Here is a 17,065-nt window from a genome sequence, read left to right on the forward strand (position 1 = left end):
ACGGCACAACACCTACGGCAGATCGCATCGTGGCCACCGTATGGAATCGGAGATGCTCGTCGATCAGCGGACGCTGGTCGAGCTGGTCGAAGCTGAAGGCTGGGATATCACGGATCTGGAACTGACCGCCTACGAGAGTCCGTGGGCCGACGAGGACGACCCCGAAGCGACGATTACGATCACAGCGAGAAAACGATACGAACCCGACGACGAGGACGAAGAGAATCCGTTTAAAGTCAACTGAGGTCTCGTCGCGGGCAACTCACTCGACGGAACGGAACTGGAGTCACCCCTTGATGTTACAGACCGGATACGTGCGAGCGACCGTGTCGCCGATACCGAGTTCGTCGGAGACGCGAACGACCTCGTCGACGTCCTTGTAGACGCCGGGGGCCTCTTCGGCGACGGTGGCCCCTGACTGGGCCTTGACGTATATCTGGTGTCGGTCCAGGAGCTGCTCCTGGACGTCGCCACCCCAGTACTCCTGTTTCGCCTGGGTCCGGCTCATCAGCCGACCGGCCCCGTGGGCGGTCGACCCGAACGTGAGTTCCATCGAGGCCGCGCCGCCGCGGAGGACGTAACTGCCCGCACCCATGCTCCCGGGGATGATGACGGGCTGGCCGACGTCGCGATAGGCTCTCGGTACGTCGGGATGACCAGCGGGAAACGCCCGAGTGGCCCCTTTCCGGTGGACGTACAGCTCCCGTTCGGTCCCGTCAGAATCGACCACGTGCGTCTCTTTCTTCGCGATGTTGTGTGCGACGTCGTAGAGCAGCTCCATCTCCATCTCCTCCCAGGGACGGTCGAACACGCGCTCGAAGACGCGTCGGGTGCGGTGCATGATGAGCTGTCGGTTGACCCAGGCGAAGTTGATCGCCGCGTTCATCGCCCCGTAGTACTCTTCGGCGAGCTGCGAGCCGGCCGGCGCCGCTGCTAACTCCTTGTCGGGAAGTCGGTCGAGCAACCCACGATGTCGTTTCTCGATCTTCCGCAGGTAGTCGTTGCACGTCTGGTGGCCGAGCCCGCGAGAGCCACAGTGGATGAGGACAACGATCTGGTCCTCGGAGAGGCCGAACGCCTCGCCGACCTCGTCGTCGAAGACGTCGGTGACGCGCTGGACTTCGAGGAAGTGATTCCCCGAGCCGAGCGACCCGATCTGATTCTTCCCGCGGTCTTTCGCCTTCTGGCTCACCATCGACGGATCGGCACCCGCCCGAACGCCCTCGTCCTCGCAGTGGCGGAGATCCGACTCTACGGCGTGGCCGTTCTCCAGCGCCCACTCGACGCCACGCGCGAGAATCTCTTCGACCGTCTGGATATCCGACTCGACGATGCCGCCCCCGCCGAGTCCCGACGGGATATTGGCGAACAGCGAGTCGACGAGGTCCTCCTCGTGACCGCGGACGTCGTCGTATTCGAGATTTGTTTTCATCATTCTTACTCCGCAATTAATGTCGTAGCCGACCGCTCCAGGGGAAATACAGCCATCTTCGGCGTCCATCGCGCCGACGCCACCGACGGGGAAGCCGTAGCCCTGGTGACCGTCGGGCATGCAGATCGCGTAGTTCGTGATCCCCGGCAGGTGGGTCGTGTTCTGGATCTGTTCTAGGGTTTTATCTTGGCTAATCTCGTCGAGCAACGTCTCGCTCGCGAGAATTCGAGCGGGAACGCGCATATCACCGGTTCGAGGCACCTCCCAGACGTATTCACGGACCTGCTCCAGTTCGAGTCCGTTCGCGTCGTACGTATTCATATCTCCAACTCGGACGCCGGCGGTAAAAGACGTTGGCACCTCGCTTGCGAAATTCCGCATTCGGCGGGTGACTGACCCCGATTGACGGTTGTGTCTCAGCATTTACTCGAATACGGCCGTATCCGCATCGCTGGCCGGTGGCACGCGCACGGTCGGCTCGCCGCGTGCGAGTACCTCGTCCACCGAGTACGGACCGCCGCCAGTGATCAAGAGCACCGAGGCCAGTCCGTAGAGCCCGACGTGGGCGAGGACCGGATCGTCGGGTAGGGCAAAGAGCGTCACGGTGAAGACGACGAGGGCGGTGACGGCAACGCCCCGGGTGAACGCACCGGCCAGTAACGCGAGCCCGAGGGCGACCTCGGTCAAGCCGGCGCCCAGCACCCACAACGCCGGATCGACCGGGACGACGCCCGTCAGATCGTAGTGATCGACGACGGCCAGTGCGAGCCCGGGATCGAGGAGTTTCTGGGTCGCACCGAGGTAAACGAACGTCACGCCCAACCCGAGTCGGCAGATCGTCGGAAGGTACTGCGTGGCTGGGCGAGTTCGAGCCTGGAACGAGGCAGCTCGATCGGTGACGAATTCAAAGCGATTCACGATCGTTCCCGGCGTCGAACCGAGTCGTAACAGCACGTGATCTCCACTGGGACGACCGCCGCCTACCGCCGCGAGCGCGATCATTCCTCCGACCAGTTCGAGCTGGAGTAAGAGTGTGGGATAGGCGATAACCCCGACGACGTAGACGCCCAGCGTGAGGAGTGCGACGAACCGCGTCCCTAGGCCGAACAAGAGCAAGAATCCGAGCGCAACCTGGAGTAACCGTACGTCGACTTCGACGGCGGGGCTCACGAAGTAACCGCCGAACCCCGCGCCGATAAGCGGGATTCCGAACGAGATACGCAGCAGCCAGGGAACGTAGCTTCGATACTCTCCCATCGCGACCCGAAACGAAAGGACGTCAAGCCGGAACGGCCTGAACGACAAAAACAGCGAAAGCGTCACCGCCAGTAGCGCACCGACGAGCAAGAGCGGCCCGATTACCCCGGGATCGGTTAGCGCGTCCCGGTAGAACGCGACGAGCGAGACGTCCTCACGATCGTCGACGACGTACTCCTCGTGGGCGCGAACGCCCGACACGGAGACGAACGACAGACCGAGGAAGACGAGTATCGCTACCAAGGCGTACCGCCACCGTCCGATTCGTCTGCGTCGGCGCACCCCGTTCTCCGCGTTCGACATAGCTCGACAACCACCAACGGGCGTAAAAACGCCGCGGCTCGCCCGAGAGTAGCCGTCGCCTACGCTCCAGTTACGATCCCGTGTGACGGCTCAAACATCGAAGACGACGTACGCGTCCCACCCGTCCTCGGTCGGTTCGAGGCGCATCTCCGCGTAGGTCACCGCCTTCACTTCGCGAGCCGTGATCGTATCGAGGGGAACCCCCCGGGCGGTCGCTTCGAGCGACCAAGGGTCGTCAGCAGATTCCGGCTGATCTAGTTCGACCGCGTTTTCGACCGGAAGCACGGCCCGGACGTCCCGCTCGTAGATGAGTTCGTCCAGGTAATCGAACAGGAGCGCCTCGCGCGATTCGGCCTCGACGGAGAGTCGAAACCGGTCGCCGACGTCGGCGATTTCGTCGCAACTCGCAGCGGCGAGCCCGTCCGCGAGGGCCTCGAAGACCTCCGCGAGTGTCCGTCCCGTCGCGGCAACCGCGACGTCGGCGGTGTGCTCGCGAAGTTCGTACGTCATGTGGCGGTCTTTCCCGCCGACGACCGTATCTCCATCGGTGAAAGAGATGGCACGCTCGCGGGGAGTGCCGGTGGAATTATATTGGCGACGATGGTACTGATGAACAGTGAGCGTCAACGTCGACAGTCGGACCATCCCTGCAGGCAGCGACGAGTACGTAGAGGAGGCGTGGGACCTAAAGGAGACGATCCACGACTCCGAAGGAGTCCTCAAACAGCGCTGGGACTTCTTCTCCGACGCCTACCGTCGCTCCGCGGTCCACTGCATCTTTCACGAACACGGCGAGTCAGAACTCGTCGGGTTCGTCACCGTCAGACGCGACGGCTACATCCTCTTTCTGGCGGTCGACCCGGACTGTCGCGGCCACGGAATCGGAAAGGAACTCATCGCGACGGTCGCCTCGAAACACCGGTCTGTCACGTGTCACGCGCGAACGACGAACGAGAACGCCCTCCAGTTCTACGAGCATCTCGGATTCGAAATCACGCGACGGATCGACAACTACTACGAAGACGGCGGCGACGCGTACTACCTCAAACTGACCACCGACGTCGGTCTGACCGACCGCCTCTCCGATCTCGTCCGTCGGTAGGTCGTCCCGACATCGATCGGCTCCAATACAGTTATACCGACTGGCCAGCGAGTAGCGGGCGAATGGAAGAGCGAACGCGGGCGTACCTGCGGGGTCGGTTTCGCGATTACTACCGCAGAGCCGAGATCACCCCGCCGCCGGACGCCACGGATAGAGAGTGGGGGTACATCCCGTGGACCGACGGACCCGACACGCGGATGGTCCGACACCGATCGTTGCTCGATCTCGGCGATATCGAATCCTTCCTCGCGCGCGAGCGACCGCGCCACGTCTACTTCTCCGCGGGACGATACGACCTTCCCGGGGCCGGGTCGATGTCCGAAAAAGGGTGGCGAGACTCGGATCTCATCTTCGACCTCGACGCGGACCACCTGCCGGGCGTGACGCTCGGTGAGGACTCCTACGCCGAGATGCTCGCGAAGTGTAAGGACGCCCTCTACCGATTGCTCGACTTTCTCGACGACGACTTCGGATTCGACGACCTGGAGATCGTCTTCTCCGGCGGTCGCGGCTATCACGTCCACGTTCGCGACGAGCGCGTTCGCCACTTAGATCGCGAACATCGTCGCGAGATCGTCGACTACGTCCGCGGGATCGGCCTCGAATACGACGAGTTGATCGAGACGGAGACGGTCGCTGGTCTCGGTCGGAAGACGCCGACCGAGCGGCGGATGCTCACGACGAGCGGCGGCTGGGGCGAGCGGGTCCACGACCGCTTCGTCGACTACCTCGACGAACTGCTGGCGATGGACGAGGAGGCGGCACTCACAGAACTCCAGTCGTTCGACGGAATCGGCGAGGGGAAGGCCAAAGCCGCGCTGAACGCCGCGAAGAACAACCGCGAGGCGATCGAGGACGGAAACGTGACCGTCCACACGGCCGTCTCACAGCTCGCCGAGCGCTTCGTCGACCGAACCGTCGAAGCGGAGAACGCGCCGATCGACGAACCGGTGACCACTGATACGAACCGACTGATCCGGCTTCCGGGGAGCCTTCACGGTGGAAGCGCGCTCGCGGTCCGTCGAATCGATCGCGCGGATCTAGAGTCGTTCGAGCCGCTCGTCGACGCCGTCCCGGAGACGTTTACGGGCCACGACATTCGCGTCACCGTCTCGCGCGGCGGCGAGATCGAACTCGGTGGCGACACCTTTACGGTCACGGACGGTGACCAGTCACTACCGGAGTACGTGGCCCTGTTCCTCATGGCGCGGGGCCGCGCCGAGAAGGAAAAAGAGTGACCGACGCTCGGGTACGAACGTCGGTCAGCCGAAACACACGATGAATCTGGAGGAACTACGGTCGGTCCGAAACACGGAACGCCAGCGAGATAGCCTCCAGGAACTGCGCCCCTCGTTCTATCAGGAAGTCGGCGAGTATATCGGGAACCTAGAGGACGAGCGCGACCGGTTGGCAGCCGAGAGTGCCAACCCGTTCTCCGAACCCGAGGTGAGTCGGCTCACCGACGAGATAGAGACCGCCAAAGACGTCGCCGAAGCGGTCTACGAGCGCCGGATGGGAAAACTCGTCAAGCAGGCGAGCCTCGCAGCCGCGGGTCTGAGCGCCGACGCGGAAGGGCTCACGGAAGAAGAGCAAGCGTTGTTCGCCGACCTCGTCGAACGCATCGAGTCGAACAAAGCCGAGGTCCTCGCCGTCGTCGACGGCGCCGATTCGACCGAACCGGGCGCCGATACAATGGAATCTGCGACGCCTCCACCGCCGCCCGACGAGCCGGTCAATGAGACCGCTCCCCCTCCGGACGAGAGTGGCGTCTCTATCGCCGACGCGATGGGGAGCGACGTGATCGAGGCGGACGGGTCGGTTCGCGACGAGGATCGGTCGGGATCGGACGCGGCGAACGTCGAGGGAGATGGCCCGAGAGACGACGAAACGCCACCGCCACCTCCCGAGGAGCGAAGCCAATCCGAGCGTGACCCAGCACAATCTGAGCCGAACGGATCGAAACGTGAGAGCGACGACATCGACCGCGTAACCGTCCAGATCACGACCGACGTCGGCTCGATCCTGGGCGTCGACGACCGCGAGTACACCCTCGCGAGTGACGACGTCGTCACCCTGCCCGAAGCAAACGCGGACCCGCTGATCGAGCGCGACGCCGCGAAGCCGCTAGAGTAAGTCGATTTTCCGGGCTGGTAGACGAAAGATCGACAGTACTACGGTGGTCTCGACCCGCCTCTCAGCTATGCTCGAACCTGGAGACGACGCACCAGCATTCGAACTGTCGAATCAACACGGCGAAACGGTCTCGCTTTCGGAGTTTTCCGGCCAGCCGGTCGTCGTCTACTTCTACCCACGAGCGAACACGGAAGGCTGTACTGTCCAGGCGTGTGAGTTCCGTGACGCCAGTTCCGATCTCGACCGGCTGGACGCCGAAGTCGTCGGAATCAGCGACGACCCGGTCGAAGACCTCGCGTCGTTCGCCGAGGACTACGACCTCGAGTTCCACCTCCTCTCCGACGAGGACGGGTCGGTCTCCGCCGCGTATGACTCCTACGGCGAAAAGCAAATGTTCGGCAACACGTTCGACGGCGTGTTTCGGAACACCTACGTCGTCGACGAGGACGGGACGATCGCGGCCGTCTTCGAGGGCGTCACTCCCGAGGGACACGCAGACGAGGTCCTAGCGGCCCTGAAGCGCTAAGCGGTCGAACCCTCGAGGGGTTGCGAAAGGAGAAAAGCGGACGGTAAGCCGGTCCTTACTGGAACGTTCGGCCGAGCTGATCTTTCTCCTTGGCCGGTTCGGCGCGCTTGAACTGTTCTTCGATCTCCTCGTACCGTTCGCGGGTTTCGGGCGTCACGCTCGGCGAGACCTCCTCTAGGGCACGTTCGAAGTGTTCTTTCGAGATACGGACGTTCCCGAGGGTGTCGGTCATGTCCTCCGGGTCGACCGAGTTGATGAACTCGCGCGTCGCTTCCATCGACGCTTCCCGACAGACCGCCTCGATGTCCGCGCCGACGTATCCCTCGGTTTCGGCGGCGAGCCAATCGAGATCGATCGCGTCCGCGAGCGGTTTCGAGGCCGTGTGGACATCGAAGATCTTCCGACGTCCCGCTTCGTCCGGCACGGGGACGTGGACGTGTCGGTCGAGACGGCCGGGTCTGAGTAGCGCCGGATCGATGAGGTCCGGCCGGTTCGTCGTCGCGATCACGACGACGTCTTCCAGTTCTTCTAAGCCGTCCAGTTCGGTCAGTAGCTGACTGACCATCCGCTCGCCGACACCCGAATCGCCGGTCCGCTGTCCGCGTTCGGTCGCGATCGAGTCGATCTCGTCGAAGAAGATCACGGTCGGCGCGTTAGAGCGCGCCTTCTCGAAGACCTCCCTGATCCCCTTCTCCGACTCGCCGACGAATTTGTTGAGCAGTTCCGGCCCCTTGATCGAGATGAAGTTCGACTGGGACTCGTTGGCAACGGCCTTCGCGAGCAGGGTCTTTCCGGTACCGGGCGGTCCGTACATGAGGACGCCCTTCGGCGCATCCATGTCCATCTGCGCGTAGACCGCCGGGTAGTCGAGTGGCCACTGGATGGTCTCGCGGAGGCGCTCTTTCGTCTCCTCCAGACCACCGACGTCAGACCAGGTGACGTCCGGCACCTCGACGAATACCTCGCGCAGCGCCGAGGGCTGAATTCCTTTGAGCGCCTCCTTGAAGTCGGCCTCCGTCACGCGAAGTGACTCAAGGACGTCGGCGTCGATCTCCTCGGACTCCAGATCGAGTTCGGGGCGTATGCGCCGGAGTGCGTTCATCGCCGCCTCGCGCGCCAGCGTCGCGAGGTCGGCACCGACGAATCCGTGCGTGTTCTCCGCGTACTGATCCAGATCGATCGAGTCGGTGAGCGGCATGCCGCGCGTGTGGACCTGGAGGATTTCGGTCCGACCGTCCTTGTCCGGGACGCCGATCTCGATCTCGCGATCGAAGCGCCCGCCGCGACGCAGTGCCGGGTCGATCGAATCGACACGGTTCGTCGCCGCGATCACCGTGACTCGCCCGCGCTCTTCGAGTCCGTCCATCAGCGACAGCAACTGGGCGACGACCCGTCGTTCGACGTCGCCGCTCGTCTCCTCACGCTTCGAGGCGATCGAGTCGATCTCGTCGATGAAGACGATCGCCGGCGCGTTCTCCTCGGCTTCTTCGAACACCTCGCGTAGTTGCTCTTCGGACTCGCCGTAGTACTTCGACATGATCTCCGGGCCGGAAATCGTCTCGAAGTGGGCGTCGATCTCGTTCGCGACGGCCTTCGCCATCAGAGTCTTACCCGTCCCGGGCGGGCCGTGCAACAAGACGCCCTTCGGCGGCTCGATTCCGAGTTGCTGGAACAGCTCGGGGTGGCGCATCGGCAGTTCGATCATCTCTCGCACCTGGTCGAGTTCGTCTTCCAGGCCGCCGATGTCCTCGTACGTGACGTTCGGAACGCCCTCGGGCGCCTCTCCGCGCGAGCGGATCTGTTCGGCCGGCGTCTCCGAGATCTCGATCGCCGTCGAGTCGGTGATGACGACCGTTCCCGATGGAGACGTCTGGGCGATCTTCAACGGCACCGACTGTCCGGAGCCCGCCATCGGACCGAACGAGAGCGAGAACGGAACCGTCTGTCCTTCGGTCACGGCCTGACCGCTCAATTTATCTCGAACGAGCGGGCCGATATCCCCTCGAATTCGGAGGTTCTGCGGGAGCGCGACCGTGATCGACGTCGCCGGATTCACGTCGGCCGACTCCACCTCGATCCGGTCGTCGATCCCGACGCCGGCTTCCTGTCTGAGTCGACCATCGATACGCACGACGGCCTTTCCTTCGTCCTCGGGGTAGCCCGGCCAGACGCGAGCGACCGAACGACCCTCCCCGCGCCCTTTGAGGAGGATGTAATCGCCGTTTTCCAGCCCGAGTTCGCGCATCGACGAGCGGTCGATCGCTGCGAGCCCTCGACCGGCGTCTTTCTGTTTGAGCGGTTTGACGGTGAGCTTCATCGGTTGGCCTCCACTTCGATGCTGAGCACGCCGTTTTTGATAAACGTGTGCGCATCGTTCGCCCCGTCTGGCAGGTCAATCTCGAACTGACGGTCGTCGAAGACGACGATCGCCGTCCCGTCGACGACGTCGACGGCCGGGTCGTCGCTCAGACCGGACAGATCGACGGCGACGACGGATTCACCATCGTACTCGTACGTCCGAACCATCGGCGTAGCGCCGACGGTATGCGTTGTAGCAGTCATGTTTTACTAACCATAGGTTAGCCCTTCAGATATATAAATGTATCGTAAGGATCTGCCCGCACCCCCTCGATTATCGTCGAGTACGCTGATTGCGGTTCACGGTGACACTCACGGGGAGACTTATACGAGCGATCGTTCAATATATCCCATGGAGACGGTGAGCCACCACGGCAGGGTAACGGCCTACCGCCGCGTCAACCGCGAAGCCGGCCCGGGTTGTTGTTTCGTGCACGGAAGCGGCGGTACCGGCCGCGTCTGGAACGGGCAATTGAAACTGGCCGGTCGAACCCCCCTGTCGATGGTCGACCTGAGCGGACACGGAGAATCGGAAGACGTCGACGCCGATCCCGGCTACCAGACGCTCTCGGCCTACGCTGACGACGTCCTGGCCGTTCGAGACCGAACCGACGATCGGATTCTGGTCGGTACGTCGCTCGGTGCGGCCGTCGTCTTGCACCTGTGTATCGACCGGAACGTGGACGTCGACGGGATCGTTCTCACCGGCGCCGGCGCCAGACTCGGCGTACTCGACGACCTGCTCACCTGGCTCGAACGCGACTTCGATCGCGCCATCGAGTTTCTCCACGAACCCGGCCGCTTTCTCCGGACCGAGGATCCAGACGTCGTCTCACGCTCGAAATCGACGCTCGTCGAAACCGGACGGACGGTCACCCAACGGGACTTTCTGACGTGTCACGAGTTCGACGTCCGCGAGCAACTCGACGCGGTCGACGTCCCGGCACTCGTCGTCTACGGAAGCGACGACCGGCTGACGCCACCGTGGTACCACCAGCATCTCGCCGAGATGATTCCCGAATCGACGCTCGTCGAGATAGAAGACGCCGCTCACCTGGCGATGATCGACCGCCCCGACGCGTTCAACAGCGTGTTGGCGGAATTCATCGACTCGATCGGCGACTGACGGCAATCGCTCTACGGCTCACAGCAACGGTTCTTAGTACAACTCGTCCAGATCGGGTTCGACGTGGCCGTGTTCGTCGGCCGGAAACTCGCGCGATTCGACGGCCTCGACGTAGTCGGAGACGGCCGATTGCATCGCTGTGCGGACGTCGCCGAACTGCTTCGAGAAGGACGGAGACCACTCGCTCAATCCGACCGCGTCGTGAAAGACGAGCACCTGTCCGTCACAGTCGGGACCGGCGCCGATTCCGATCGTCGGTAGCTCGACGGCCTCGGTCACTTCGGCCGCCAGATTCGACGGCACGTGTTCTAGGACGAGCGAGAACGCGCCCGCGTCGCCGTGCGCTCGCGCGAGTTCGAGGATCCGTTCGGCACCGTCACGGTCCGTTCCCTGCCGTGGGTAACCGCCGTACTGGTTGACGTGCTGGGGCGTCAGCCCGAGGTGGGCCATCACCGGAATGCCGAGTTCGACCATCCGTCGGGTCAGTTCGATCGTGTGCGGCCCACACTCTAACTTGACGGCGTCGGCCCCGGCCTCTTTGAGCAGCTCACCGGCGTTTTCGATCGCCGCGGCCTCGTCGGTTCCGTACGAGAGAAACGGCATGTCCGCCACCACCAGCGCGTTCTCCGTTCCGCGGACGACCGCACCAGTGTGGTGGGCCACCTGCTCGAACGTGACGGGTACCGTCGTCTCGTATCCGAGGACCGCGTTTCCTACGCTGTCCCCGACGAGAATGACGTCGACGCCCGCCTCGTCGACGATCGACGCCGTCGGCGCGTCGTAGGCGGTCAACATTGTAATCGGTTCGTCGCCGGCTTTCGCCCGCACGTCTCGGACGCTCACCATGCGTAGACGTACGATCCGAAGGGGTAAACTCCATTGATTGGCGCACCGACCGCCGGAACCGACGGGACGGCGAGTTTATGAGGGGTGAGAAACGAGCAACCACCGTGCCAGAACCAGTCGAGACGACGTCGCCGGAGGGCGTAGACTACGCCTGGGTGATGCAGGTCACCTTCGTCCTCACGATCGTCGTCGGCGCGCCGATCGTCGCCCTCCTCTCGATTCCCGCAGAGCTACCCAGCTGGGGCGACCGCGTCGAGTTCGCCATCCGCGTCGGCGCCGTCGTCTGGCTGGTGACCGCGGTAGCGGTCTTCACCTACGCGAAGCGTGCGGAACGAGAAGAACAGTGACACGACCGACGTCAGAACGTCTCGACCCACTCGTAGACGTATCGAAACGCCACGCCGGCCCGTTCGGCCGTCACCTCGTCGCTGCGTGAATCGCCGACGAACAGGACCGACTCGCGGTCGCCGGGTAATCTCTCAACGGCTTCGAACAGCGCTGCCGGATCCGGTTTCATCGCCGGGACGGTGTCACGTCCGACCACCGAATCGACCGCGTCCGTGAGTCCGTGTCGTTCGAGCGCGATGAGACACGCGGCTTCGCAGTTGAGCGAACAGACGCCGACCGGAGCCTGATGCGTCCCGATTGCGTCAGCGAGGGGCAACCGAGCGGACGTCCGCGCACCCGCTCGTTCGTGGCCGGCGATTACCGCGTCGACCTCCTCGCGACGGCCGATCCGATCCGCCTCCGTGAGCAGGTCCCACGACTCCGTCGCCGGCGGCTCCGTTCCGTTTCGTCGGTATACGTCTCTCGCCTCTCTCGAAACGGCGTCCCAGTCGACGTCCAGGTGAACCAGCGTACCGTCGAGATCGTAGACGATCGCGTCGTACTCGATCACGGTCGCTGTACGGACGGGATGGAAAAAGTCGTATCGACGTTCCGGTCTGACCGATCCGTCACAACCAGACCAGTCTTTCGCCGCACTCACAACCTCAATCGAGCAGGTTCCGTGCAATCACCGTCTTCTGTATCTCGGAGGTTCCCTCGTAGATCTCGGTGATCTTCGCGTCGCGATAGAGCCGCTCGACGTCGAACTCGCTAACGTAACCGTAGCCGCCGTGAATCTGGACGGCCTCGTTCGTGACGGCCATCGCCGCCTTGCTCGCGAACAGCTTCGCCATACTCGCCGCCATTGCGCCGTCTCCCGCGGCGCGTTCTCTGGCCGCGTACCGTGTCAGCTGGCGTGACGCTTGCACGCGCGTCGCCATCTCGGCGATCTTGTGACGAATCGTCTGAATCTCCGCGATCGGTTGATCGAACTGCTCGCGCTCACCGCTGTACGCGATCGCCTCTTCGAGAGCGTGATCGGCCAGTCCGACCGCCTGCGATGCGATCGCGATCCGACCGCCAGTCAGAATCTCGAACGCCGCCGAGAGACCTCGCCCCTCCTCGGTCAGCCTGTTCTCGGCAGGAATCCTGACGTCGTCGAACGTCAACGAGGTCGTATCGCTCGCGCGCAGTCCGAGTTTGTCCTCCTTCTCGCCGACGGTCAGTCCGTCGACGTCCTTCGGAACCAGAAACTGGGTGACGGTCGACGGATCAGATCGGTCCGTTTTGGCGAACAGAATAACGACGCCGGAGCGGTCGCCGTTGGTGATCCACTGCTTGTCGCCGTTTACGATGTACTCGTCGCCTTCGCGTCGAGCTTCGGTGGACATCTCTGCCGGGTTCGACCCAGCGTGGGGTTCTGAGAGCGCGAACGCCCCCACCGGCCGACCCGCCGCCATCTCCGGGAGCCACCGCTCGCACTGGGCCTCCGAACCGAACGACGCGATGCACGAGGTCGCCAGACTGTGGACCGAGAGCGCGGTCGCGATCGACAGCGAACCGTAGGCGACGGCCTCGTTCACGACGCTCGCCGTTACTGGGTCCGCACCGAAGCCACCGTATTCCTCGGGAACCGTCAGCCCGGTCAGATCGAGTCCGGCCAGCCCGTCCCACACCGACTCGGGAAACGTCTGCGTCTCGTCGGCTTCCCGCGCCGACGGGCGAATCTCCTCGCGCGCGAATTCGCGAACGACGTCCCGAATCGCTCGCTGTTCGTCCGTGAGGCTCATACCCGTGATTCGAGTAGCCGGGTGAAAAGAACGATGATCCGCGGCGCGCGAACACCGCGGTCGGCCGACGCCACAATCGAGTACCCAGTCGCCTCGCGATCACTCGAGGCCGGCGAAGACGTTCATCGCGTCGATCGTTCGCAGAACGTCCGCACTCCGACCCTCGTCGAACACGAGGGCGTCCGTCGAGAGGACGTGTTCGAGCACCGCCTTCGAGGCGTGATCCGGCGCCGCCGCGATTCCGGCATCGGTCGCGTCGATCCACTCCATGACGCGCAGGTCGCTCTTCGAGTCGCCCATCACGAGGGCGAACGGATCCTCGATCCCGAGGACCTCGAACGCCCGTTCGACGCCGACCACTTTGTTCAACTCGAGGCTGCTGATCTCGGCGGCGTCGGCCTGATAGTAGCCAACGTCGATCCGAGAGAGTACGTCGGCCAGTGATGACGTGTCGAGGGGCGGATCGACCGACGGAAACGCCCCCTCGCGTTCGAGCACGCCCCGGATCTCCGGATCGCCTTCGGCGTAGAACGCACGGGTTAGCGATGCCACGTCTTCGGAGGAGTCGGCGGAGCCATCCCCACCGTCGCCGTTTCTCCCTGCCTCACCTCCAACGCCGACCCGTTCGGCGACCGAATCGGCGAGCAGGTCGATCAGGTAGACGAGCGCCTCGTCGATCAACTCGCGGGCTCTCGGCGATCCGATCTCGTAGTTCGGCTTCATCGTTACGTTGAACTCGTTCCCTTGCAAGTGACAGCCACGGCGGAGTTCCGGAGGCGCCTCCGTGAGCGCGCGGGCGCGGACGTTCTCGAACGTCTCCCGAATCGATTCGTCCAGATCGTCGTACAGTAGCTGCTTCGTCTCGCTCCCGTGACCCGGCGTGAAGACCCCCGTTCCCGCCTCGTAGACGATCGACAGTTCGCCGGAGTGAACGAGTTCGCTGCCGAGACCCTGGATCGTGAATCCCTTGACGTTCTCTAAGGTCTGTCCGGTACAGATGACGATCGGTACGCCAGCTTCGTGGTACTCGGTGAGAACGTGTAACGTGTCGCGCGGAATCTCGTTGTCGGTGCTCCCCGCAGACCGAAGCGTCTCGTCGACGTCGAGAACGAGGACGTTCACCGCCCTGCCGTGGGTCGCGTAGAGGTCGAGCCCGGTAAAGGCCTGATCGCGCGTCGCGCGGGCGGCGATCCCGGCCAGGGTTTCGCCGGCTGCGAACGACGACCGAATCGCTTCCTTGCGCCGCTCCAGCGCCTCGTTCGCTCGTTCCCAGTGTTCGAGCGCGACGCGCGAGTCGACCGGCGGAAACACGTCGACGAACTCCTGATAGGCCCGGAGCGTCTCCGTGTCGAACTCGTCGTACAACTCGTAGAGGAGTTCGTGGTCCACCATGGTCGGACGCCACCGACTGGCGGGATAACGGTTTCTGTTACCGGGGCTACGAGTTACCGGATCGATGCGGGCCGTCAGGCCGATTCAGCTGGCGACGGGTGCAATTCGCCGGCCCGGGTCCGCGCTTTCTGTACGATCGCCGGTCTGGCTTCGAACGAGATATGAACGTCCTCGTCTCCGTAGGTCACGTCCTCGACGTGCGCGTTGTCGTGAATCCAGGAAACGACGCTCATCGTCTCCTCACCCATCGGCAGAACGAGCCGTTCGTACTCCCAATCGGGAAGCTCCTCGTCGATCCGATCGAGCAGCGCGTCGATGTGTTGTCCGTCGCGAGCGCTCACGGCCACCGGATCGGGAGCGAGCGCCGACAGCGTCGCCCGTTTTTCCTCGAGTTCTCGCTCGCTCACACGGTCGATCTTGTTGAACACCGTCACGATCGGCGCCTCGTTGCGTTCGTAGAGGGTATCGTGGCTCGTGACGAGTTTTTCGTGAATCTCGTCGATCGGTTCGCTGACGTCGACGACGAGCAAGACCAGGTCGGCCCGATAGACCGAATCCAGCGTCGACTTGAACGACTCGACGAGCCAGTGTGGCAGGTTGGAGATAAAGCCGACGGTATCGGTGAGGAGGACATCCCTGGGCTGGATGTCCGCCCGCCTCGTCGTCGTACCGAGCGTCGTAAACAACTGATCTTCGGATTCGGCCGTCGGGTCCAGGTCGGGATGCAATCCGACGTTCTCGGAGACGTCGAGGTCGGCGGCCAGCCGTCGCAACAGCGTCGACTTACCGGCGTTCGTGTAGCCGGCCAGCGCGACCAGATCGAACCCCGAGTCGCGTCTGCGGGCCCGGCGCTGGGCTTCGGTCTCTTCGATCTGCGCGAGCTGATCGCGGATTCGACTAATCTGGGCTTTGATGTCCTGTTCGCGGCTCTCGTCGTACTCGCCCAGCCCCATGAACCCCGGGTGCTCGTCGCGTTTGGCGAGGCTCGCTTTGGCCTCGGCCCGGGGAAGTTCGTAGCGAAGTTCTGCGAGTTCGACCTGGAGCTGGGCCTTTTTCGTCTGGGCTCGCTGGCCGAAGATTTCCAGGATGAGCGTAAAACGATCGATTACCTCGGTCCCCTCGGGTAGTCGCTGACCGAGGTTGTACGTCTGGTACGGCCCGAGGCGGTTGTCGAAGACGACGGTGGTCGCCCCGGTTCGAGCGACGAGTCGGACGAGGTCGTCGACTTTCCCCTCGCCGAGCTGGAGCGCCGCGTCGGCTCGGCGGGTCTGCGTGATCTCGCCGACGACGGTGTAACCGGCGGCTTCGCTCAATTCGCGGATCTCCTCTGTGTCCCCTACGCCCGAGTCAACGCGCTTTGCGACGACCGCCTTCATCGTCGAATCACCGCCAGTAGCGCCACAACTCCGGCCACCGGGATCACGCTCGGTCGGTCAGGGATGGGAGCCGTTCACCCCGATTCGGATCGATTTCACCATAACCGTCGGTACGGGCTGGATCGCCTTGAATCCCGTGGCGAGCGATGACATCGAGCCCACGTCCGCAGACCGGATCGCATCGAACGAGCGGCGACGACACCGTCGTTACCGGGTTTTCAGGTCGTCTTTGTCCTTTACTATCTGCGTTTCGGCCTCTCCGCTCGTGTGTTCGTTCACGAGATCGAAGAAATCGTTCTGGAGCCCGGCCGGGAACGTGACGACGCCGATCCACGAGCCGTCGGCCTGCCACTCTTCTCGCTCGAGATCGCCGTACTGTCGAACCTTCGCCTGGGTGCTCCCGGCGTACTCCGCGGGAATCTGCACGGCAAGTGTCACCTCCTCGAACCGGATCGGGATGATCGGACGCAGCGCCTCCAGGGCGTCGTCGACCTGTCCTTCGACCGGTTCCATCGGATCGACCTGAAAGCCCGCTTCCTCCAGGGCCGACTCGATCCGCTCTGGCGGGTGCGGCGCGTTGTCCATCTGCGGGTTGACGGCGTTGCGAGCGATCTGATTGATGAGTTGCTTTCGCTTCTGTTCTTGCATCTCGCGACGCTGCTCGGCGGTGATCTGGATCTCTCCGCGCTCGATCACTTCGGGGATGATCTCGAGCGGATCGGTCGTTTCGAAGACGTCCTCGAGTGCGCTTTCGGCCGGTCGATCGCCGCGCGAGGCGTTCTCGAAGACGTCTTCCGCGGCGATTACGTCCGTCAACTCGCCGTCGAACTCGCCGCGTTTGATCGCGAGCGCCGCGTCGGGGTCGACCAGCACCTCGAATCGTTCGCCGTGCGATTCGAGTTGCGCGGTGACCGCCTCGTCGAGTGATATCATACCAGATGGGTTTTTCGGGCGGTCATAAGAGTGTTTCCCGACGGTTCGAGCGCAGAGTCACTTCAACCGCCGGATCGGTGATACCACTCGATCGAGCGCCCGAACAGCGGCTGAACCGATGGATCCGAACGCGTCGTCGCCGACGCCGAAAACTGAGCAGCGCG

The 17,065-nt window shown here is 63.5% G+C and carries 18 protein-coding genes; 7 read left to right on the plus strand and 11 right to left on the minus strand.

All coding sequences use genetic code 11. The annotated features are described in order from the left end of the window. Nucleotides 1-40 precede the first annotated feature (40 nt). On the plus strand, nucleotides 41-244 hold the full coding sequence (locus tag NKH31_RS00480; protein WP_254863171.1) for a hypothetical protein: 204 nt from the start codon (nucleotides 41-43) through the stop codon (nucleotides 242-244). A 42-nt stretch (nucleotides 245-286) separates the two neighbouring features. On the opposite strand, the gene NKH31_RS00485 is transcribed toward NKH31_RS00480, so the two are convergent. The 3 genes from NKH31_RS00485 to NKH31_RS00495 all read right to left on the minus strand — a co-directional run bounded on the left by NKH31_RS00485 (nucleotide 287) and on the right by NKH31_RS00495 (nucleotide 3,502). Next, on the minus strand, nucleotides 287-1,753 hold the full coding sequence (locus tag NKH31_RS00485; RefSeq protein WP_254863172.1) for an RtcB family protein: 1,467 nt from the start codon (nucleotides 1,751-1,753) through the stop codon (nucleotides 287-289). 102 nt (nucleotides 1,754-1,855) lie between these two features. Then, the gene (locus tag NKH31_RS00490; protein WP_254863173.1) at nucleotides 1,856-2,992 is read right to left on the minus strand and encodes a DoxX family protein; all 1,137 of its coding nucleotides are present in this window, start codon (nucleotides 2,990-2,992) and stop codon (nucleotides 1,856-1,858) included. Nucleotides 2,993-3,082: 90 nt separating this feature from the next. Continuing rightward, nucleotides 3,083-3,502, minus strand: a complete 420-nt coding sequence (locus NKH31_RS00495) for an archease (protein WP_254863174.1) — start codon at nucleotides 3,500-3,502, stop codon at nucleotides 3,083-3,085. Nucleotides 3,503-3,608: 106 nt separating this feature from the next. On the opposite strand from NKH31_RS00495, the gene NKH31_RS00500 reads away from it, so the two are divergent. The 4 genes from NKH31_RS00500 (at nucleotide 3,609) to bcp (ending at nucleotide 6,753) form a co-directional block, all read left to right on the plus strand. Further along, complete coding sequence (locus NKH31_RS00500) at nucleotides 3,609-4,094, plus strand: GNAT family N-acetyltransferase (protein WP_254863175.1); 486 nt, start codon at nucleotides 3,609-3,611, stop codon at nucleotides 4,092-4,094. Nucleotides 4,095-4,156: 62 nt separating this feature from the next. Next, nucleotides 4,157-5,332, plus strand: coding sequence for a DNA primase small subunit PriS (priS, locus tag NKH31_RS00505; protein ID WP_254863176.1), 1,176 nt, complete (start codon nucleotides 4,157-4,159; stop codon nucleotides 5,330-5,332). Nucleotides 5,333-5,372: 40 nt separating this feature from the next. Next, complete coding sequence (locus NKH31_RS00510; protein WP_254863177.1) at nucleotides 5,373-6,227, plus strand: hypothetical protein; 855 nt, start codon at nucleotides 5,373-5,375, stop codon at nucleotides 6,225-6,227. Nucleotides 6,228-6,294: 67 nt separating this feature from the next. Then, nucleotides 6,295-6,753 carry a thioredoxin-dependent thiol peroxidase gene (bcp, locus tag NKH31_RS00515; RefSeq protein WP_254863178.1) on the plus strand — a complete coding sequence of 153 codons (459 nt, stop codon included), beginning with the start codon at nucleotides 6,295-6,297 and terminating at the stop codon, nucleotides 6,751-6,753. A 55-nt stretch (nucleotides 6,754-6,808) separates the two neighbouring features. Here bcp and NKH31_RS00520 read toward each other — a convergent pair whose 3' ends face one another. Further along, nucleotides 6,809-9,070 (minus strand): CDC48 family AAA ATPase, encoded by a 2,262-nt coding sequence (locus NKH31_RS00520; RefSeq protein WP_254863179.1) that lies wholly within the window; start codon nucleotides 9,068-9,070, stop codon nucleotides 6,809-6,811. Continuing rightward, nucleotides 9,067-9,315, minus strand: coding sequence for a DUF7127 family protein (locus NKH31_RS00525; RefSeq protein ID WP_425492282.1), 249 nt, complete (start codon nucleotides 9,313-9,315; stop codon nucleotides 9,067-9,069). The genes NKH31_RS00520 and NKH31_RS00525 overlap by 4 nt, the downstream gene beginning before the upstream one ends. A 148-nt stretch (nucleotides 9,316-9,463) precedes the next feature. Here NKH31_RS00525 and NKH31_RS00530 point away from each other — a divergent pair, with 148 nt between their 5' ends. Continuing rightward, nucleotides 9,464-10,237, plus strand: a complete 774-nt coding sequence (locus NKH31_RS00530) for an alpha/beta fold hydrolase (protein WP_254863181.1) — start codon at nucleotides 9,464-9,466, stop codon at nucleotides 10,235-10,237. 33 nt (nucleotides 10,238-10,270) lie between these two features. Here the strand turns inward: NKH31_RS00530 and panB are convergent, their stop codons facing one another. Next, nucleotides 10,271-11,083: a 3-methyl-2-oxobutanoate hydroxymethyltransferase gene (panB, locus tag NKH31_RS00535; protein WP_254863182.1), complete on the minus strand. Its 813-nt coding sequence runs from the start codon at nucleotides 11,081-11,083 to the stop codon at nucleotides 10,271-10,273. A 104-nt stretch (nucleotides 11,084-11,187) separates the two neighbouring features. Between panB and NKH31_RS00540 the strand changes: the two genes are divergently transcribed. Beyond that, nucleotides 11,188-11,430, plus strand: coding sequence for a DUF5822 domain-containing protein (locus NKH31_RS00540; RefSeq protein WP_254863183.1), 243 nt, complete (start codon nucleotides 11,188-11,190; stop codon nucleotides 11,428-11,430). Between the two features lie 11 nt (nucleotides 11,431-11,441). On the opposite strand, the gene NKH31_RS00545 is transcribed toward NKH31_RS00540, so the two are convergent. From NKH31_RS00545 to NKH31_RS00565, 5 genes are all read right to left on the minus strand, one after another. Further along, nucleotides 11,442-11,981, minus strand: a complete 540-nt coding sequence (locus tag NKH31_RS00545; RefSeq protein WP_254863184.1) for an HAD family hydrolase — start codon at nucleotides 11,979-11,981, stop codon at nucleotides 11,442-11,444. Between the two features lie 94 nt (nucleotides 11,982-12,075). Then, on the minus strand, nucleotides 12,076-13,200 hold the full coding sequence (locus tag NKH31_RS00550; RefSeq protein ID WP_254863185.1) for an acyl-CoA dehydrogenase family protein: 1,125 nt from the start codon (nucleotides 13,198-13,200) through the stop codon (nucleotides 12,076-12,078). Between the two features lie 99 nt (nucleotides 13,201-13,299). Next, the gene (locus NKH31_RS00555) at nucleotides 13,300-14,592 is read right to left on the minus strand and encodes an HAD family hydrolase (protein ID WP_254863186.1); all 1,293 of its coding nucleotides are present in this window, start codon (nucleotides 14,590-14,592) and stop codon (nucleotides 13,300-13,302) included. A 74-nt stretch (nucleotides 14,593-14,666) separates the two neighbouring features. Continuing rightward, nucleotides 14,667-15,968: a GTPase HflX gene (hflX, locus tag NKH31_RS00560; RefSeq protein ID WP_254863187.1), complete on the minus strand. Its 1,302-nt coding sequence runs from the start codon at nucleotides 15,966-15,968 to the stop codon at nucleotides 14,667-14,669. Between the two features lie 207 nt (nucleotides 15,969-16,175). Next, a complete protein-coding gene (locus NKH31_RS00565; RefSeq protein ID WP_254863188.1) occupies nucleotides 16,176-16,901 on the minus strand; it encodes a ribosome assembly factor SBDS in 726 nt (241 codons plus the stop codon). Nucleotides 16,902-17,065: the final 164 nt, after the last annotated feature.

This window comes from Halovivax gelatinilyticus (genome assembly GCF_024300625.1).
Lineage (GTDB): Archaea > Halobacteriota > Halobacteria > Halobacteriales > Natrialbaceae > Halovivax > Halovivax gelatinilyticus.